Source organism: Gordonia sp. McavH-238-E, from assembly GCF_022348225.1.
GTDB lineage: Bacteria > Actinomycetota > Actinomycetes > Mycobacteriales > Mycobacteriaceae > Gordonia > Gordonia terrae.
On sequence record NZ_JAKRFE010000006.1, the window covers coordinates 61,684 to 80,225 of the forward strand.

Below are 18,542 nucleotides of genomic sequence, written 5' to 3' on the forward strand. Positions count from 1 at the left end.
TGGAGGTTTCATGTCACAGACATATTCACTGCCGGTTCTCTTCGTTCCCGACGTCGTCGTGCTGCCCGGCATGGTCGTGCCCATCCCGCTCGACGATGCCGCGCAGGCCACGGTCGACGCCGCCCGGGCGAGCGAGTCCGGGAAACTGCTGGTCGCGCCGCGTCTGGACGACCGGTATCCCACCTACGGTGTCATCGCGTCGATCGTTCAGGTCGGCCGCATCCCGGGCGGCGGCATCGCAGCCGTCGTCAAGGGTGAGCAGCGCGCGCAGATCGGGACCGGGACACCCGGCCACGGTGCGGCGCTGTGGGTCGAGGTGACCGAGGTCGACGTCGTCGACGTCACCGACGAAGACCGTGACCTCGCCGGCGAGTACAAGAAGCTCGTACTGGCCATGCTGCAGCGCCGCGAGGCCTGGCAGCTCATCGACGCCGTCAACAAGATGTCCGATCCGGCGGATCTCGCCGACACCTCGGGCTACGCGTCGTGGCTGTCCGACGAGCAGAAGCGCGAGTTGCTCGAGACGCCGGTGACCGCGGCGCGGTTGCGCCTGCTCATCGAGTGGACGGGCGACCATCTCGCCGAGTCCGAGGTGACCGAGAAGATCGCCGAGGACGTCCGCGCGGGGATGGACAAGCAGCAGAAGGAATTCCTTCTTCGTCAGCAGCTCGCCGCCATCCGCAAGGAGCTCGGTGAGGACGAGCCCGAGGGCGCCGACGACTACCGCGGCCGTGTCGAACAGGCCGAGCTGCCCGAGAAGGTGCGCGAGGCCGCACTCCGCGAGGTGGGCAAGCTCGAACGCGCCAGCGACCAATCGCCGGAGACCGGATGGATCCGCACCTGGCTCGACACCGTCCTCGACCTGCCGTGGAACACTCGCACCGAGGACTCCACGGACGTGAAGGGCGCGCGCGAGATCCTCGACGCCGACCACCACGGCCTCGACGACGTGAAAGACCGCATCGTCGAATACCTGGCGGTGCGGGCCCGTCGCGCCGAACGCGGCCTGCAGGTCGTCGGCGGACGCGGGTCGGGTGCCGTCATGGTGCTCGCCGGTCCTCCCGGCGTCGGCAAGACGTCGCTCGGTGAGAGCGTCGCCCGGGCGCTGGGCCGCAAGTTCGTGCGCGTCGCCCTGGGCGGTGTGCGCGACGAGTCGGAGATCCGTGGCCACCGGCGTACCTACGTCGGCGCGTTGCCCGGCCGCATCGTGCGGGCCATCGGCGAAGCGGGATCGATGAATCCCGTCGTGCTGCTGGACGAGATCGACAAGGTGGGCTCGGACTACCGGGGCGACCCGGCCGCCGCGCTGCTCGAGGTCCTCGACCCCGCGCAGAACCACACCTTCCGTGATCACTACCTCGACCTCGATCTCGACCTGTCGGACGTGCTGTTCCTCGCGACCGCCAACGTCATCGAGAACATCCCGTCGGCCCTGCTCGACCGCATGGAACTGGTCACGCTCGACGGGTACACCGAGGACGACAAGGTCGCCATCGCCCGCGACTACCTGCTGCCCCGGCAGGCCGAGCGCGCGGCGCTGACCCCCGACGAGGTGACCGTCACCGATGCGGCACTGCGCGAGATCGCGGCCAACTACACCCGCGAGCCCGGTGTGCGACAGTTCGAACGGCTGTTGGCCAAGGCCCTCCGCAAGGCGGCGACCAACCTCGCGGTCGAATCGGGAGACGGGGACAAGGAGAGCGGTCCGGTCACGATCGACGAGTCCGATCTTCGCGACTACCTCGGCCGGCCCCGGTTCACTCCGGAGTCCGAGGAACGGACCGCTGTGCCCGGCGTCGCAACAGGTCTCGCGGTCACGGGTATGGGTGGCGACGTCCTGTTCATCGAGGTCAACGCCACCGAGGGGGAGGCTGGTCTCAAGCTGACCGGTCAGCTCGGCGACGTGATGAAGGAGTCGGCGCAGATCGCACTGTCGTACGTGCGGGCGCACGCCGAGGAACTCGGCGTCGACCCGAAGGCGCTCGACAAGACCATCCACGTGCACGTTCCGGCCGGAGCCGTGCCCAAGGACGGCCCGAGCGCCGGCGTCACCATGGTCACCGCGCTGGTGTCGATGGCGACGGGACGTCAGGTGCGCAGCGATGTCGGCATGACTGGCGAGGTCACGCTCAACGGGCGGGTCCTGCCGATCGGTGGGGTCAAGCAGAAACTGCTTGCCGCGCAACGCAACGGGCTGAAGACCATCTTCATCCCACAGCGCAACGAGCCCGACCTCGACGACGTGCCGGCCGAGGTGCTCGAGGCGCTCGATGTCCGGCCGATGACCGATGTCGCCGAGATCGTCGCGCAGGCGCTGGAGCCGGCCGTCGGCGAGCAGGTCAGCGCGGCCTGACGACAGGCATTATCAGTCAACACCCCGGCGGGTGCGTGGACCACCACGTTCCGCCGGGGTGTCGGCCTTGTCAGAACGGTGGCGGGTCGTCGTCCTGGGTTGTCGGTTGATGGTGGGTTGCTTCGGTCCGGGCGCGTCGATTCTTGTCGCGCTGTGTCTTGTTGCGGGCGCGTTCTTCTCGCCGCTTCGCGTGTTTCGCGGCGGTTCGTTCGGTGATCGTGCGTGGTGGTCGGCCGTGGTGGTCGGGCACGATGATGCGCGGTGTCGGTGGGGCTTTCGCGGCTTGCTCGAATCGGATACGACGTAGGTTCGGGAAGAGATCCTCGAGGGTTTCGGCCACGCCGGGGATCACGAAACCTTCCGGCGTCACGAATTCGGTGACCAGACGGCCCTCGTCGTCGCGGTACTGCACGTCGGTCCAATCCCCGTGCGTCTTGTGTAGATGACCGGCGCGGCATTTGGCGTTGAGGTTCTCACTCGAGGTCGCGCCGCCGCGGGCGGGGCGGGCGTGGTCGTATTCGGCGACGTGGTCGACGTCGGCGGTGAACGCCGAACGCGTGCACCCGGGTTCGGTGCAGTAGCCGTCCCGTACCCGCACGAACTCGGCACACGCACTCGTCGGCCGGTACGGGTCACCGGGCAGGGCACCTGGATAGACCACCACGATCTCCGACGACGTCGACGGTGTGGCCGGAGTCGGGGGCGTCGACGGTGTGGCCGGAGTCGGGGTCGACGCATCGCCACTGCGGCTGGTGGCGGTGTCCTCGGTACCCTGCGGTGGCGCGGTGATGTTCGCGCTTCGCCCGGTGTCGTCGTCGAATCCGCCCTCACCGCTCCCGGCTGGTCCGCCGGCGACGACATGCGACGGTGGTGTCCGCACCGGGGTGACCGGTCTGGTCGTCGCGTCAGGCCGGGCGGCGAGATCGCGCACATGCTCATCGCAGATCACTCCGTGCCCGTCGACCCAGCCGGGTCCGGAGCCGCCGGCCAGGGTGTCGGCGTCGGTCACGACATGGATCACGATCTCGGTACCGGCCGTGGTACCGGTGGCGCCGGCAGGATCGGGCAGTGTTGCGGTGCAGTCGGAGTGACCGCACGCGCACGTGAACGCCGTTCGGGTGAGCAACGCGTACATGGCGTCGGACTTCCGTTCCCCGAGGGTGCGGCCATCGCGGTCGCAGACGGATGCGGCCAACTCACGTACCGAGGCGTTGGAAGCCCGGATGTTCTCGGCGGCCATCACCGCGGTGATCTCACCGGTCCCGTCACCGTGGTTCTCGGTCCACACGCCACGGTTGTCCAGCGCCTCGCGGCGCCGTTCGCGGACCGCGTCGGCGTCATGGCCGAAGACCAGACGGTCGATCATGTCGCGCAAACCTGACGTCGACCACGACCCGGACCGAAAGCGCAGCAACTCGGCGATCGATTCGTCGAGCACCTCGATGATCCGACGACTGTCAGGGTCGGCGGGGTCGAGCAGGTGGTCATCGGCCACCAGGTGGGTACGGCCGATGATCTCGCGGATCTGGTGCGGCCCGATGATGCCGTCGCGCAACGTCTCCAACACCCGCGGCAACCGGTCACGCAGACACAGTGCCTCATCGACCAGCACCCCGGCGCGGTAGCGGGTGATCCCGGCCTCCCGCGAGACCCGGGCGACGATGTCACCGAAACCATCAGACACGTAACTGTTGCCGACAGTGCTCAACAGCCGATCGCACAACACCAAGATCGTCTGATAGCGGCACCACGCCAGATACGACTCGCCCGCGCGGATCGATCCCAAACGTTGCATATGGGCGGCGGTGTCGGCATCGGCCGGGCGGGCAGGATCGACCCCGGCGAGGAACTCGCCCGGCAGATCCGTCCATGCCCCCACAGTGACTCCCCCAAGACGCTGCAACCCGATCGAAACGACCGGCCCAACTGATGAGTCCAAGGTAAACCCGACCACCGACAAGAACCGATCAGGCGCTGCCCTGCAATGCGTCCGCAGAGACCGGGGTGGCCCACGACGGCAGGTCGGCGTATCGGCTCCGGAGCGGCGCCTTGTCGATCTTCATCCCGGCTGTTCTCGGAAGCGGGTCCGCGACGAATTCGACGTACCGGGGGGCCTTGAACCGGGCGAGGCGGGATCGGCAATGTGTGACGACGTCCTGTGCTGACAACCCTCCGCCGGCGCGGAGCAAGACCGCCGGGGCCTCCCCGAACTGCGCGTCGGCGACGCCGATGACCGCGACCTCGAGGACGCCGTCGAGTTCGAGGATGACGCGTTCGAGTTCGGCCGCATAGATGTTGATACCGCCGGAGATGATCACGTCCTTGATGCGGCCGACGATGCGCAGCAGACCATCCTCGTCTCGTTCGGCGACGTCACCGGTGCGCAGCCAGCCGTCGACGAAGTTGGCGCTTGTTTGCTGCTCGTCACGCCAGTACCCGGCTGCGAGCCCGGGCCCGGAGATCCAGATCTCACCGGCTTCGCCTGCGGCGCACTCATTCCCATCAGCGTTTCGTACTGTGAAGGTGTTGAGGATACCGCCGAGTCCCACGCTGTCGGGGTGATGGATCGCCATCTCGACCGTCGGCACGGTGGCGTTCGATTGAGACTCGGTGAGGCCGTACACCTGGCGGAGTCCGATCCCCTTCGCTGCCCACGCGCGGATCAGTTCGGTGGTGACCGGGTTGCCGCCGGTGAATGCCACGGTCAGCGAGCTCAGATCGGCATCGGTGAATTCCGGGTCCGACGCCATCTGTTCGTAGAAGATGGTGGTGGCGCCCAGGTGGGTGATACCGCTGTCGCGGATGAGCGAGAGGGCCACCCGAGGATTCCAGTCACGGAGAAAGACGGCGCTGCCACCGAGCACGAGTGGGGCCAGGAATCCGTTGAGCAGGCCGGCGCCGAAGGCCATCGAGCTCACGTTGAGCGACCTGACACGCATGAATCCGGGCTCTTGGAGGCACCACTCGAAGAACGCGTTCGTCAGCGAATCATGGGTGAACACGACACCTTTTGGTGATCCGGTGGAACCGGAGGTGGACAGGATCGCAACCGGGGCGTCACCGGCGACCGTCAGGTTCTCCCGAGTCACCGGCGTCGACGGTGCGGTGTCGAGGGCCACCGCCTCGAGATCGGTGACCGGAGTCGCGATGTCGCGGTCCGCGACCACCGCATCGACTGCCGTCCGGAAAGCCTCGGCGGCCACGATCAGACTGGGTTCGAGTGCGGCGATGGCCTGGGAGAGTTCGACCGGACCGTTGCGCTCGTTCAGCGGGCACAACACCGCGCGGGTCTTGATGATCCCCACGGCGACCACCGCCCAGTCGGCGGAGGGCCGACCGATGATCGCGACCCGATCCCCGGCCTGAATCCCCTGGGCGGCAAGGGACTCCGCGACTCGCTCGGAGCGATCGTGCAGTTCACGTCGGGTGAGCGTCGACCCGCCGCACTCGATGACCGGAGAGTCGGGTTGCCGGATGACCCAAGCCGACAGGGGGCGCAGGATGTCGTGGTTCATGGTGAGTCCTTCACTTGTGGGGTGTGACGAGGTCGGGTGCTATGTGCAGAGCAAACGCAACATCGGTGCGGTCGTGGTGAAAGCCGGCGTATCTGAGCGCTTCCAGCAGAGATCGGTGATCGGTCGCGGCGGTGACCTCGATCTGAGCGGGATCGCGGTCGCGTACCAGTGGAGCTGCTGCGCCGATGATGTCGTCGAGCGTGGCAGCGAGAGGTTCGGCACCGGGGCGTACGCCGAGGATCGTCAAACGGGTTGTCTCGGAACCCTGTTCCACAGTGAAGTATCCGGCGGTCGTGCCCGCACCACGTGTGGCCGCAAAGACGAAGGGTGCCGGCCCGGTGTCGAAGTGCTGCCACACCGAGTGGGTGTCGCCACCGCCGATCTCAGTGCCGCAGGGGACCGGGCGGATGCCATCTGCACCGATTGTGGGCGGCGGCCTCAACGGCGAGTGGGGCACCAGCACATCTCTTCGGGCGACAGTCCTCGCGCCGAATCGGGCTGCAGCCCGCAGCGCGGCGGGATGTGACCCGAAGGCGCAGGCGACGATATCGGCGTCGAGTCCCGAAGTGCAGTGGCGACGGTGTCTCAGCGCCTCGAAAGCCGCAGTGATGACGCCGGTGGAACGGAAGTCCGGGTCGACGACGGCGCTCATGACGATCGGACCGCCGGTAGCGGTCGGAGTGAAGGTGAGGACGGCGGCGAGGGCGGCGTGGTCCGTCCGCGGCGCTGTCCACCGGCGCAACCGCGTGCGGACCTCGACGGTGCGGGATGACACCGGGTGTCGTCGTGTCTCGCTGGTGGTCGTGGCAAAGCTCATCTCCGCATCGACGCGGCGCGCACGGTCCAGCAGCTCTCGCGCATCTCCGACCGGAGGGCCGTCACGCCAGTTCAGCTCCACCAGATCGGAGACGTCGGTGTCGGGACCGCCTACGTCGACGGCCATCGGGTGTCCTCGGTGTCGCTGATCAACCGGTCCACTTCACGTCGAAACAGATGGCTCGCAATCTCATTGCGGCCCAGAAGCATGGTCCCGGCATCGAGACTCGAGAGCGCAGCTTGCGAACTGTCCAGGATGGGAAAGTCCTCGTCGTGCAGGATGGACACGAGGAGGCCCCAGTTCTTGTCCCATCGACGCTGCCAGTGTTCGGGCTCGAGCCCGCTGTCCTCGATGCTGGGTGCCAGGATGCGCATCTCCATGATCGAGCGGTTCGGATCCCCGCCGACGGGTCGGAATGTCAACAGCTCGAAGTGGGTGGCGTGCTTGAGCAGCATCGTGTTCGGCGCCAGGAAGCAACTCTCGATGGTGTGCGCTTCCATCGCCGGGCTCCATTCCACCTCGGCGCCGATGAACTGGTCGATGGTCTTGCGTGCGGTCAGGAACCAGAACGACCGTCCGAAGTCCTCGAGGGTGACGGCGTTGGTGTGCAGCATCTTTCCGGCGGTATTGGGATGCGCGTATCGCACGTGATAGTTGTCCAGGAAGCCGTCTTGCATGATCTTCCAATTGACCGGGCGCTCATAGGGATGCGGGTCGACACTGACGAGATCGGCGATTCGGTACTCGGACATCAGTGCATCCATCTCGGGTCCGAGCCAGGCTGCGACGTCGATGTCGCGGTTCGCGTTGTCGACCACCCAGACGAATCCATGCCGCTCTTCGACCGGAAGCTCCACCAAACCCGACTTCGAACGGTCGAACTCGCCGAAGGTGCTGTCCAAGGTGACGGTCCGAAGAGTGCCGTCCGGGCTGTACGACCACCGGTGGTACGGACACGAGAACAGGCGACATGTCCCCGACTTCTCGGTCACCAACTGGGCGCCTCGGTGACGGCAGGCGTTGATGAAGGCCTTCACGCCTCCGTCGCGCTGACGTACCACGACGATCTTGTTGCGCGGCAGATCGATCGAGAGGAAATCGTTGCGGCGTGGAATCTCGGACGAGTGCGCGACGATGAACGGGACCTCGCCGAAGATCCGATCGCGTTCGAGTTCGGCACGCACGGGATCGTGATAATCGATCGCGTCGAAACGCTGGATCTCGGCGACCTGATCGGTTGCTTTTCCATCGAGATGGCCGAGCAGGGCCCGTAGGGCACGAGTTCGCCGGTCCTGGATCGTCTGTAGTTGAGCATCGACGACTGCCACTGCCCACTCCTCTTCTAGGTGATTGCGATGTCGCTCCCGGTGATGGCGCGACGGACGGTTCAAGTTGGCTGTGAGCTGCCTCACTCGTTAAATAAACTAGTGCCGTTAGTATAAATCGTCAAGAGGGTGCCCGCGTACACTCTCGGTGTCGAGGCAAAGGAAGTAGGAGTCCATGGGCCGGAAGCCGATGATCCAGCGCGAGAACGCTGTTCGAGCCGCCCTGGACATCATCGACGCCGATGGGCCCGGGGCGTTGAGTCTGGAGAAGATGGCTGCGAGGTTGGGCGTCCGCTCGCCGTCGCTGTACAACCACTTCAGCGACAAGGCGGAGATCCTGTCAGCTGTCGCTCGCCTCGTCGTGTCGGAGACGCCGCGGCAGCCCGACCCCGATGACGGCGAGGACTGGCAGCAGTGGCTCGTGAGTGCGAGCGTGCTGTTCCGTCAGGCCTTGCTCGCCCATCAGCGGGCGGTGCCGATCGTCGTCGAATACTTCCCCCGGGGGCTCCTGGAACGGCTGTATGCCGAACATTGCCGAATCCTGGGACTGTCTGGCGTGCCGCTCGACTCGCAGATGTTCATCCTGGAATCAGTCCATCGGATGACGATCGGTTCTGCGATGTGTGTCGCCACCGGGCGGCCGGCGATGGCCCCGTTCGAGAACCCGGAGCAGTTCGATCCTGATCTGGCCGGTTCGATGGAGGGTGCCCGCTGGACCGATGAACGTCTGTTCGTCGAGATGGTGACAGTTTTCCTCGCCGGAGTCGCTCGTCGGTTCGCCGACCCCGACGAGGCTTCCGTGGGCTGATGTGGCGCGGTCGGGGCTGCGCGGGTCACCGAAGCCCGACGGTGCGAGCGACTCTCTCCGACAACAGATACAGCGCATAGGCGAAGTACGCCACGATCGCCGCGGGGAGAACCCACAGGGCGGCCACGGCCGCAATGAGACTCGCCGCCCACTGCCGTCCCCACAGCGGCGCGGCGACGAAGATCATCAGCAGAGCGAACGCGAGCGAGATCGACGGCGACGACGTCGGCCATGACCAAGCGGAGAGCAGCGCCCCGCTCGAACCGACCGCCGTGCCGATGCCGACGACACTCAGCAACAACCACACGACCACACTGAGGCGCCGCCATCCGCCGGCGACCCACCGCGTACGGAGCGCCACCGCCGACCACATGATCCACCGCTTGAGCCACGGAACCCCGGACGTTCGCATCATCTCGCGGAAGAAGCGGTCGGACAGGGTGTCGCTACCGAGCGCGCCGGAATTGGGGGTGCCCGTGATGAGTTCGTCGTGAATCAGGGCCGCCAGGGAATGCAGACCGTAAGGATTCTCGAACCAGCGCAGGAACCGGGGGATCGAGGCGAGGTCGGTCGGGTTGTCCTCGCGGGGGAGGAACGTGCGGGCGGTGTCGACGGCCCTGAGCGCCTCGGCCTTCGTCGTGCCCCGATCGACCAGTTGTCCGACGAGGTACTCCTCGACGGCGGGTTCGTGGAATCGAAAGGCATTGCGCACGACGAACTGCCGTTCATCGATCTGCACGATGTCGACATCACCCTGCCCGGTCGGATCGTCGACGACGAACCCCGACTCGGGAGCCACCCGCCACGGCACCCATCGCGGATCGCTCGGTGTGGCTGCGTTCATCACCACCTCCGCGTCGACGGGATTCATCGACGGTAGCCCGATAGGACTGGGGACATGCGAATTTGGGTGAGACGTGTTGCGACGTGGCTTCGACACGGCTCCTCGCTGCGCTCGTCGCCTGCTCAACCAGCAGGTGGGGTGCCTGATCGACCAGCGGTGGTGTGTCAATCGCTGGTGACGGCCTCGGTGCAGAACGCCATCCGTTCACGGAGTGCGTCGGGGTCGATGCCGAACTCCTCGGGTGTGTACCGGTGTCGGCCCTTGCCGTGGCGGGGTTGCGCGGCTTCGTGTTCGGCGAGCAGTGTGGCGACGTCCGGCGGGTCGATCCCGGCCGCGGCGTAGACCCGGCCGACCGTGGTCGCGGGGCTCGCCACCAGGTCCCGGTAGTCGAGGTCCAGGATGGTCGCCGACGCGGCCGCGGGCGAGGACCGGAAGTCGAGTGCACGCCGGAACCACCGTTCGGACTGTTCGACCTGGAATCGTCCGACATCGTGGCCGTCCACCTCGTCGCTGTAGGTCGACCGGTAGGTCGCGAACAGGCTGGCCCCGGATGCCACGGTCTCCACGATGTCGCGGTGCAGGTGGACGATGCAGACACCCGGATACGTCGTGGCGAGGTGAGCGAGTTCGGGAGTGTGCGCGGGCGCCTTGAGCAACCAGCGACGGGCCGACCCGTCGTCGAGGATCTGCAACATCGTTCGATGGGCGTCGTACTCGGCGGCGAAGTCCTGGGTCGCGAGCCACGTGGCGTAACCATCGAGGCGCATCGTCGAGGCGAATCCCCAGTTGCGCATGGTCGTTCCCATGCCGAGGACGCACTCCTCGGGGAGGGCCGGGCCGGAGTCGTGCACCGCCGCCATCGACGGGTTGAGCACGTGCAGGGGATTCGGTTGACGTGCTTGGTCGTCGACGGAACGCTCGAGTTCTTCCGAGGTCATCCGGGCGGCCCGCCAGGGCGCGTACAGCTCCAGCGGACGCGGTGCCCGCAGCCGTGGGTCGAGGGCCAGGAGGCGGAACAGGAACGTCGTCCCGGTGCGCCACCCACCGATGATCACGATCGGTGGGGTGAGGGACCGTTGCGCCACAGCGGGATCGGCCCGCAGCGTCTTGTCGAAGATCGCTCGGGCGCGCAGCTTCCCGACGGCCGCGTCCTGGGCGTGGCGAATCCCGACCGCGTTCAGTCGACCGTCGGCGTCTGCCGACTCGAGATACCGCTCCAGGGCCGGTCGCCATTGAGAGGGATCGCCCAGCCCCTCGATGCCGTGCTCACCCGTTGCTCGTTCGACGAGCCGGTCCGCGATCTCGACGCCGAGCCGGTAACGGTCGGGATCGGCCGCGCGGTCCGCCTCGGCGGCAGCGTAGATGTGCTGTGCTGTCTCGGTGCGCTCCGGCGGCACCCAGCACGTCATCGAGGATCTCGCAGTTCATCGAGCCCGACGACCCGGGCTGCGGGAAGGGTGGGGGTGTCGACGGGCTGCAGGAATCGCATCACGACGATGCCGAATTCCCTGCCCTCCGTGTCGATCCAGTCCGCGGAACCCGGATTCTCGGGGTGTGGATTCTCGGCGGCGACGACGAAACGGTACCGACCGTCGGTGACGGTTGCGGTGCCGCCCGTGTAGGAGACAGGCCGGTAGCGGAAGTCGAGCGAGTTCAGGAATCGACTGTAGGCGAGGATGTTCCAGTATCGGCAGTCGACCACGTCCCCCTCGATCACCAGCGCCTGCCCGGGTTCGAGCTGCCAGCCGCCCCGGAGGTAGTGGATGCCCGGTTCGGTGAACACCGCGCCGCCCGACATCTCCGACCAGTGCCGCATCGTGTTCGGTGGGTTGCGGTCGTCCTTGGCGGACACCTCGAAGATCGTCGGCAGCATCGACGTCATGGTGCCGAGCGTGCCCAACTGCGTGCAGAACTTCGTCGGGTCGAGCGGTGGCGGGGTCGGTGGATCGGCGAGTGGTTCGATGCTGCATCGTCCCGCCTCGCCGTGGGAGACGTCGTCGTGGAAGAAGCGCACCCAGATCACCGAGGACTTCTCGGGAAGATCCAGATGGTCTGCGCCGCGGTCCATCCCGGCATCACCGCCGACGAGGATCTCGAACGATCCGTCGTCGTCGAAGACGATCGTGTCGCTGTCGATCCGGGCGGTCGACTCCGAACTGATGCCGCCCGAACTGATACCTCCGGTGCGTCGGTAGGCGGTGATCGAAACGTAGACGGCGTCGCCGCGATTCCCGCGGATGCGATATGACCGATCGCTTCGCACGTCGGCGACCCAGTAGCGAAAATCCGGGTTGTCCATCAGGAACTTGTGACGCCACCCGTTGAACGACACCAGTTCGGGCCGTTCTCGGTCGACGTCGAAGCGGGACAACTGATTCGACAATCCGCGGATGAGGGCGCGATAACCATCGGCCTGTTCGAGCGGGCTGAGGCCGGAAGTGTCCGAGGCGAGCTTGTCGCCCGCGGTGCGGAGCGCATCGACCAGACCGTTCCACGCCTCGACCTCGGGTCGCGTCGAGTCGCTCACGAGAGCCGGACCCGGTCGTCGTGCTTGTAGTGCGGGCCGATGTCGTCGATGAGCACTCCCGGCTCGGCGGCCACGACCGCGGGGATCGAGTCGAGCACCGCTCGCACGGATGCCGTGGTGATCGGATTCGTGTGGCCCGCACCGACACCGAACTCCATCTGGGTGCGGATCTCGGCCGGCTCGCCGCTCACGACGAGCGTGTAGGCGATCGGACTGGTGAACCCGCCGAAGGGGAGATCGTCGCCGCGGTAGACGACGTCTGCGGCGGCAAGGTACCAGCATTCCTCGTTGGTGAAGAAGTGGTGATCGCCGAGGTAGCCGCGATGGGTCAGGTGCAGTGCGGCCGCGGTTCCCTTCGTGATGGTTGTCTTGCCGACCTGGGCGTCGGCGGCGGCGGGAAGGCCCCGCAGCGACGTCTCGACGCGGACCTCGGCGCTGTCCGAACCGTAGAGCGCATGTGCGACGTTGCCGGTGAGGTCGCCGTAGTAGAGATCGCCCCCGCGGGCGACCGGCGAATCCGGGCCCAGGGACTCGAGGTCGGCGCCAAAGCCCAGTGCGCCGAGACCGCCCCACATCGAGCCCGCGCTGGTGAAGTCGACCGCCTCCACCGATCGGACGTGGCTGATTGACGACATCGCCGTGGCCATCGTCATCGCCAGCCGTTCGACGATGAACGTGGGATGGACGCCGGTCCCGTGCAGCGTCGAACCGCCCTTCTGGCATGCCTCGAGCAGCTGCTGCGGCGACTTGCGGAACGGGCTCATCCAGTTCGGCATCGACACGTTGTGATAGGCCGCGGTGGCGACCACGTTCTTCCCCGACGCGAGCAGGTCGACGACGTCGTCGTCGAGGCCCTTGAGCACCGCGGCCGGCGCAGGTGTGACCACGACACAGTCGACGTCGAGTGCCTTGATCGCGTCGCGGTCGGTGGTGGCCGGAACCCCGATGGGGTCGATGCGCACCAGCTCGCCGATGTCGCGGCCGTCCTTCTTCGGATTGTGGACGAGTGCGCCCGCGATGTCGAAGGCGGGATCGGCGACGGCGGCGCGGATGATGGCGCCCCCGACCTCACCCGGTCCCCACACGGCGATCCGGAGAGGACGTGCGGGCGAAGCGGCGTCGGGGAGTGGCGGGCGTGGCGTCATCGGCCGTCCTCGTGTCTCGTGGGGCGCCGCCTGACGGCTGCTCCAAGTTGAATCACATGGTTCCTGTTGAAATCTGCCGTGCCGACCCCTGGGTGTCAAGGGTCGAGGCACGTGAGCGAACCCCGCTCAACTTTTTTGGACGATCCGGGAACAATCCGGCGAGGGGGCCCGTTACACACTTCGAGAAACCTGAGTGATCCAGACTCAAGTAGGTTTGACTCGGACCCGCTTTTTCAGTAGGACATGAGTCGGACGCACTGAAGTCCGGTCCCGCAGAGTTTCACCACGACATCCCCGCGGTCTCGAGACCTCGGGACAAGGACTCGGGTGCACACCCGCAAACTAGGAGGAAGCCAAACATGTCTCGTGCTGTTGGAATCGACCTCGGTACCACCAACTCGGTGGTGGCCGTGCTCGAAGGCGGCGAAGCCGCCGTCATCGCCAACGCCGAAGGCGCACGGACCACCCCGTCGGTGGTCGCGTTCGCGCGTAACGGCGAGGTGCTGGTCGGCCAGCCCGCAAAGAACCAGGCGGTCACCAACGTCGACCGCACCATCCGCTCCGTCAAGCGCCACATGGGCGAAGGCGACTGGACCGTCGAGATCGACGACAAGAAGTACACCCCGCAGGAGATCAGCGCGCGCACGCTCATGAAGCTCAAGCGCGACGCCGAGTCGTACCTGGGTGAGGACGTGACCGACGCGGTCATCACCGTCCCGGCCTACTTCAACGACGCACAGCGTCAGGCCACCAAGGAAGCCGGTCAGATCGCCGGCCTCAACGTGCTCCGCATCGTCAACGAGCCGACCGCGGCCGCCCTGGCCTACGGCCTCGACAAGGGCGAGAAGGAACAGACCATCCTGGTCTTCGACCTCGGTGGCGGTACCTTCGACGTCTCGCTGCTCGAGATCGGCGACGGTGTGGTCGAGGTTCGTGCGACCTCCGGTGACAACCACCTCGGTGGTGACGACTGGGATCAGCGCGTCGTCGACTGGCTCGTCGAGAAGTTCAAGAGCACTTCGGGCATCGACCTGACCAAGGACAAGATGGCCCTGCAGCGTCTGCGTGAGGCTGCCGAGAAGGCGAAGATCGAACTCTCGAGCTCGCAGAGCACCTCGATCAACCTGCCCTACATCACCGTCGACGCCGACAAGAACCCGCTGTTCCTCGACGAGCAGCTCTCGCGCAGCGAGTTCCAGAAGATCACCTCTGATCTGCTGGAGCGCACCCGCGCACCGTTCCAGGCCGTCATCAAGGATGCGGGCATCTCCGTCGGCGACATCGACCACGTCGTGCTCGTCGGTGGTTCGACCCGTATGCCGGCCGTCACCGATCTGGTGAAGGAACTGACCGGTGGCCGCGAGCCCAACAAGGGCGTCAATCCGGACGAGGTCGTCGCCGTCGGCGCCGCACTGCAGGCCGGTGTGCTCCGCGGTGAGGTCAAGGACGTGCTGCTGCTCGACGTCACCCCGCTGTCCCTCGGTATCGAGACCAAGGGCGGCGTGATGCACAAGCTGATCGAGCGCAACACCACCATCCCGACCAAGCGGTCGGAGACCTACACGACCGCCGAGGACAACCAGCCGTCGGTGCAGATCCAGGTCTATCAGGGTGAGCGCGAGATCGCGTCGCACAACAAGCTGCTCGGCAGCTTCGAGCTCGGTGGCATCGCCCCCGCGCCGCAGGGTGTCCCGCAGATCGAGGTGACCTTCGACATCGACGCCAACGGCATCGTGCACGTCACCGCCAAGGACAAGGGCACCGGCAAGGAGAACTCGATCCGCATCCAGGACGGTTCCGGCCTGAGCAAGGACGAGATCGACCGCATGATCAAGGACGCGGAAGCTCACGCCGACGAGGACCGCAAGCGCCGCGAGGAGGCCGAGACCCGCAACCAGGCGGAGTCGCTGGTCCACCAGACCGAGAAGTTCCTCAAGGAGAACGAGGACAAGGTCCCGGCGGAGCTGAAGGAGAAGGTCGAAGCGGCCGTCGCCGGAGCGCAGGAAGCGCTCAAGGGCAACGACACCGCAGCGATCAAGTCCGCGATCGAGAAGCTGTCGGAGGAGTCGCAGGCCCTCGGCCAGGCGATCTACGCCAACGCCGCTGCCGAGTCCCCCAACGGTGAGGCCGCCGCGGCCGACAGTGACCCGGACGTCGTCGACGCCGAGGTCGTCGACGACGCGGACTCGAAGGAGAACAAGTGACCGCAGGAGCCCATTCGGCGAATGGGTCCGGCGAGGAGCCGGTGACGGTGACCGACCGTCGTCGCATCGACCCGGAAACGGGTGAGGTGCGCGACGAGCCGGCCGCCGGACCCGGCCCGGCCGACGCCGGACCGGTCGTCGACGAGCAGACCAGTGACGAGCAGCAGGCGGACGGGGCAGCGGGCGAACCGGATGCCCGGGTCGCCGAACTGACCGCCGACCTGCAGCGCGAGCGAGCCCAATTCGCCAACTTCCGGCGGCGTGCCGCCGAGGAGAAGCAGGGTTCGGTCGCCTACGGCAAGCAGATCCTGATCGACAAGCTGCTCCCGATCATCGACGACCTCGACCGTGCCCGCGAGCACGGCGACCTCGACAGCGGTCCGCTGCGCTCGGTCGCCGACAAGCTGACCGGGGTGCTGGCCGCCGAAGGTCTCGTGGCCTTCGGTGCGGCCGGTGACGAGTTCGACCCCGAACTCCACGAAGCCGTGCAGCACGACGGCACCGGGGCGCATCCGGTGATCGGATCGGTGTACCGATGCGGCTACCGCCTGGGCGAGAAGGTGATCCGCACCGCGATGGTGACGGTCACCGATCCTGCCCCTGCGGGCGACGCACCCGGTGCACAATAGAGCGACCGTCGCTCGATCCTGAGTGGGCGAACTCACCACTGATCCCTGAGGTGCGAGGAGCGCAAGCGACGAGCCACGAAGGGCGACGAACCCTTCGTGGCTCGCTTCGCTCGCACCTCAGGGAGCAGATGGTCGGCTCGCACCTCGGGGAGCGGGTGTCCCCAACTGAAAAAACCAACCCAGACAACAGAACTCAAAGGAGGTGACGTCTGGTGGCACCACAACGTGAGTGGTTAGAACACGACTTCTACAAGGACCTGGGCGTTGCTTCTGACGCTTCGGCTGAAGAGATCAAGAAGGCCTATCGCAAGCTCGCGCGCGAGCTGCACCCGGATGCCAACCCGGGTGACACCGCGGCCGAAGAGCGCTTCAAGCGGGTGTCCGAAGCCCACAGCGTGCTCGGCGACGCCGAGAAGCGCAAGGAATACGACGAGACGCGCGCCATGTTCGCCGGCGGACGATTCCGCGGCGGCGGCAACGGCTTCCCGGGCGGTTTCCCCGGCGGCGGAAACACCTACACCACCGGCGGCGGTAACGACTTCGACCTCGGCGACCTGTTCGGCGGGGCGCAGACCGGCGGCGGCGGAGGCGGTTTCGGCGACATCTTCGACGGACTGTTCAACCGCGGCGGCGGAACACAACGTACTTCGACGGCGAGCCGCCCGCGTCGCGGCAAGGATCTCGAGACCGAGACGACGCTCTCGTTCTCCGATGCCGCGCTCGGCACGACCGTCCCACTCAGGGTGACCAGCCCGTCGCCCTGCACCACCTGCCACGGTTCGGGCGCCAAGCCCGGGACGAGTCCGCGGGTGTGCGCGAACTGCAACGGCTCCGGATTCGTGAGCCGCAATCAGGGCGCATTCGGTTTCAGTGAGCCGTGCCAGGACTGCCAGGGCACCGGCTCGCGGATCGACGATCCATGCACCGACTGCGACGGCAGCGGGGTGAAGGTCCGCGCGCGCACCATCAACGTGCGGATCCCCGCCGGCGTCGAGGACGGACAACGCATCCGGCTCGCCGGACAGGGCGAGGCCGGCCGGCGTGGCGCCCCATCGGGCGACCTCTACGTCGTCGTGCACGTGACCCCGCACAAGCAGTTCACCCGCAGCGGCAACGACCTTCGGGTGCAACTGCCGGTACGGATCTCCGAACTCGTTCTCGGAGCGACCGTCTCGGTGCCGACCCTGGAGGGATCGGTCGGGGTGAAGATCCCGCCGAACACCACCGACGGACGCACGCTGCGCGTGCGCGGTCGCGGAGTGCCCAAGCGCTCCGGCGGGGCAGGCGATCTGCTCGTCACCGTGAAGGTCGCGGTCCCGAACAAGCTGGACGAGGCCGCGGTCGAGGCGATGCGCGCCTACGACCAGGCCGAGCGGGCGAGTGGTTTCGATCCGCGGGCGGACTGGGGGCGATGAGCGATGGCCGGCCAGAAGAACTTCGACGCCGACGGCGCGACCTTTCTGATCTCGGTGGCCGCCGAACTCGCCGGTATGCACGCGCAGACCCTGCGCACCTATGACCGACTGGGTCTGGTCACCCCCCAGCGGACGAGTGGCGGCGGACGCCGCTACTCGTCCCGCGACGTCGAACTCCTGCGAGAGATCCAGCGTCTCTCGCAGGAGGAAGGCGTCAACCTCGCCGGTATCAAGCGCATCATCGACCTCAGCAATCAGGTCGAGGCGCTCCAGCACCGCGTCCGCGAACTCACCGACGAGGTGCAGGCGTCGCGGGCCCGGCGTGGTGGCGAACTCGTGCCCGTACCGCGCACCAACGCACTCGTCGTGTGGCAGCCGCGGCGCAAGCGCACCACCGACTGACCGCCCACCGGGCCCGACGTCCTGGTGCCCGGCCGCGGTTTCGGCGCGGGCCCGCAGAGGTGCGTAACGTTGACCGCATGGCTTCTGAACCCGTCACCACCGTCGACGCCGGGCCGCACAAGGTCTCGCGTCGGGTCGTCGTGAACGCCCCGGCCGCCGATGTGTTCGCGCTCGTGTCGAACCCGCACAGGCATCCCGAGCTCGACGGCTCGGGCACGGTGCGCGACACCCCCGTGAGCGGGCCGGAGACGCTGACCCGCGGGGCGCGTTTCAGCGTCGGGATGAAGCAGTACGGCGTGCCGTACAAGATCACCTCCACCGTCACCGACTTCGAACCCGGCCGGGTCGTCGAGTGGCAGCATCCGATGGGTCACCGCTGGCGGTGGGAGCTCGAGTCCACCTCACCGACCACCACCGCCGTGACCGAGACCTTCGACTACTCGACGCTCCGGCTGCCGAAGATCATCGAACTCGTGGGCTACGACAAGAAGAACGGCAAGGGGATCGAGAGCACCCTCCGCGCTCTCGCGGGCCGGTTCGCCTGAATCCGGAACCATC

The 18,542-nt window shown here is 66.9% G+C and carries 15 protein-coding genes; 7 read left to right on the top strand and 8 right to left on the bottom strand.

Features of this window, described 5'->3' with window-relative positions; translation table 11 throughout:
* Positions 1 to 10 precede the first annotated feature (10 nt).
* Positions 11 to 2,353 (top strand): endopeptidase La, encoded by a 2,343-nt coding sequence (gene lon, locus MHN80_RS10140; protein ID WP_239401309.1) that lies wholly within the window; start codon positions 11 to 13, stop codon positions 2,351 to 2,353.
* A 70-nt stretch (positions 2,354 to 2,423) separates the two neighbouring features.
* Here the strand turns inward: lon and MHN80_RS10145 are convergent, their stop codons facing one another.
* From MHN80_RS10145 to MHN80_RS10160, 4 genes are all read right to left on the bottom strand, one after another.
* Positions 2,424 to 4,232 carry an HNH endonuclease signature motif containing protein gene (locus MHN80_RS10145; protein WP_239401311.1) on the bottom strand — a complete coding sequence of 603 codons (1,809 nt, stop codon included), beginning with the start codon at positions 4,230 to 4,232 and terminating at the stop codon, positions 2,424 to 2,426.
* A gap of 88 nt (positions 4,233 to 4,320) precedes the next feature.
* Positions 4,321 to 5,868 carry a class I adenylate-forming enzyme family protein gene (locus MHN80_RS10150; protein ID WP_239401313.1) on the bottom strand — a complete coding sequence of 516 codons (1,548 nt, stop codon included), beginning with the start codon at positions 5,866 to 5,868 and terminating at the stop codon, positions 4,321 to 4,323.
* A gap of 10 nt (positions 5,869 to 5,878) precedes the next feature.
* Positions 5,879 to 6,811 carry a hypothetical protein gene (locus tag MHN80_RS10155; protein ID WP_239401315.1) on the bottom strand — a complete coding sequence of 311 codons (933 nt, stop codon included), beginning with the start codon at positions 6,809 to 6,811 and terminating at the stop codon, positions 5,879 to 5,881.
* Positions 6,796 to 8,013: an aromatic ring-hydroxylating dioxygenase subunit alpha gene (locus MHN80_RS10160; RefSeq protein WP_082932039.1), complete on the bottom strand. Its 1,218-nt coding sequence runs from the start codon at positions 8,011 to 8,013 to the stop codon at positions 6,796 to 6,798. Before MHN80_RS10160 ends, MHN80_RS10155 begins: the two co-directional genes overlap by 16 nt.
* A 172-nt stretch (positions 8,014 to 8,185) precedes the next feature.
* Here MHN80_RS10160 and MHN80_RS10165 point away from each other — a divergent pair, with 172 nt between their 5' ends.
* Positions 8,186 to 8,818: a TetR family transcriptional regulator gene (locus MHN80_RS10165; protein ID WP_064570343.1), complete on the top strand. Its 633-nt coding sequence runs from the start codon at positions 8,186 to 8,188 to the stop codon at positions 8,816 to 8,818.
* A gap of 25 nt (positions 8,819 to 8,843) precedes the next feature.
* On the opposite strand, the gene MHN80_RS10170 is transcribed toward MHN80_RS10165, so the two are convergent.
* From MHN80_RS10170 to MHN80_RS10185, 4 genes are all read right to left on the bottom strand, one after another.
* Positions 8,844 to 9,662 (bottom strand): DUF1353 domain-containing protein, encoded by an 819-nt coding sequence (locus MHN80_RS10170; protein WP_239401317.1) that lies wholly within the window; start codon positions 9,660 to 9,662, stop codon positions 8,844 to 8,846.
* A gap of 164 nt (positions 9,663 to 9,826) precedes the next feature.
* On the bottom strand, positions 9,827 to 11,071 hold the full coding sequence (locus tag MHN80_RS10175; protein WP_239401319.1) for a sulfotransferase: 1,245 nt from the start codon (positions 11,069 to 11,071) through the stop codon (positions 9,827 to 9,829).
* Positions 11,068 to 12,189, bottom strand: coding sequence for a DUF1214 domain-containing protein (locus MHN80_RS10180; RefSeq protein WP_239401321.1), 1,122 nt, complete (start codon positions 12,187 to 12,189; stop codon positions 11,068 to 11,070). Before MHN80_RS10180 ends, MHN80_RS10175 begins: the two co-directional genes overlap by 4 nt.
* Positions 12,186 to 13,334 carry a hypothetical protein gene (locus MHN80_RS10185; protein WP_239401323.1) on the bottom strand — a complete coding sequence of 383 codons (1,149 nt, stop codon included), beginning with the start codon at positions 13,332 to 13,334 and terminating at the stop codon, positions 12,186 to 12,188. The genes MHN80_RS10180 and MHN80_RS10185 overlap by 4 nt, the downstream gene beginning before the upstream one ends.
* Before the next feature lie 359 nt (positions 13,335 to 13,693).
* Here MHN80_RS10185 and dnaK point away from each other — a divergent pair, with 359 nt between their 5' ends.
* The 5 genes from dnaK (at position 13,694) to MHN80_RS10210 (ending at position 18,529) form a co-directional block, all read left to right on the top strand.
* Positions 13,694 to 15,538, top strand: coding sequence for a molecular chaperone DnaK (gene dnaK, locus MHN80_RS10190; RefSeq protein WP_004022373.1), 1,845 nt, complete (start codon positions 13,694 to 13,696; stop codon positions 15,536 to 15,538).
* Positions 15,535 to 16,167: a nucleotide exchange factor GrpE gene (grpE, locus tag MHN80_RS10195; RefSeq protein WP_086534165.1), complete on the top strand. Its 633-nt coding sequence runs from the start codon at positions 15,535 to 15,537 to the stop codon at positions 16,165 to 16,167. Before dnaK ends, grpE begins: the two co-directional genes overlap by 4 nt.
* Before the next feature lie 212 nt (positions 16,168 to 16,379).
* Positions 16,380 to 17,582, top strand: coding sequence for a molecular chaperone DnaJ (gene dnaJ / locus MHN80_RS10200; RefSeq protein WP_004022371.1), 1,203 nt, complete (start codon positions 16,380 to 16,382; stop codon positions 17,580 to 17,582).
* Positions 17,583 to 17,585: 3 nt separating this feature from the next.
* Complete coding sequence (locus MHN80_RS10205) at positions 17,586 to 17,984, top strand: heat shock protein transcriptional repressor HspR (protein WP_004022370.1); 399 nt, start codon at positions 17,586 to 17,588, stop codon at positions 17,982 to 17,984.
* 77 nt (positions 17,985 to 18,061) lie between these two features.
* Positions 18,062 to 18,529 carry an SRPBCC family protein gene (locus MHN80_RS10210; protein ID WP_239401325.1) on the top strand — a complete coding sequence of 156 codons (468 nt, stop codon included), beginning with the start codon at positions 18,062 to 18,064 and terminating at the stop codon, positions 18,527 to 18,529.
* Positions 18,530 to 18,542 lie beyond the last annotated feature (13 nt).

Bases quoted from the DNA above. Each gene is read 5' to 3' on its own strand.
- lon (WP_239401309.1), top strand. From the start codon at position 11: ATGTCACAGACATATTCACTGCCGGTTCTCTTCGTTCCCGACGTCGTC.
- MHN80_RS10150 (WP_239401313.1), bottom strand. From the start codon at position 5,868: ATGAACCACGACATCCTGCGCCCCCTGTCGGCTTGGGTCATCCGGCAA.
- MHN80_RS10155 (WP_239401315.1), bottom strand. From the start codon at position 6,811: ATGGCCGTCGACGTAGGCGGTCCCGACACCGACGTCTCCGATCTGGTG.
- MHN80_RS10165 (WP_064570343.1), top strand. From the start codon at position 8,186: ATGGGCCGGAAGCCGATGATCCAGCGCGAGAACGCTGTTCGAGCCGCC.
- MHN80_RS10170 (WP_239401317.1), bottom strand. From the start codon at position 9,662: ATGAACGCAGCCACACCGAGCGATCCGCGATGGGTGCCGTGGCGGGTG.
- MHN80_RS10175 (WP_239401319.1), bottom strand. From the start codon at position 11,071: ATGACGTGCTGGGTGCCGCCGGAGCGCACCGAGACAGCACAGCACATC.
- MHN80_RS10185 (WP_239401323.1), bottom strand. From the start codon at position 13,334: ATGACGCCACGCCCGCCACTCCCCGACGCCGCTTCGCCCGCACGTCCT.
- dnaK (WP_004022373.1), top strand. From the start codon at position 13,694: ATGTCTCGTGCTGTTGGAATCGACCTCGGTACCACCAACTCGGTGGTG.
- MHN80_RS10205 (WP_004022370.1), top strand. From the start codon at position 17,586: ATGGCCGGCCAGAAGAACTTCGACGCCGACGGCGCGACCTTTCTGATC.
- MHN80_RS10210 (WP_239401325.1), top strand. From the start codon at position 18,062: ATGGCTTCTGAACCCGTCACCACCGTCGACGCCGGGCCGCACAAGGTC.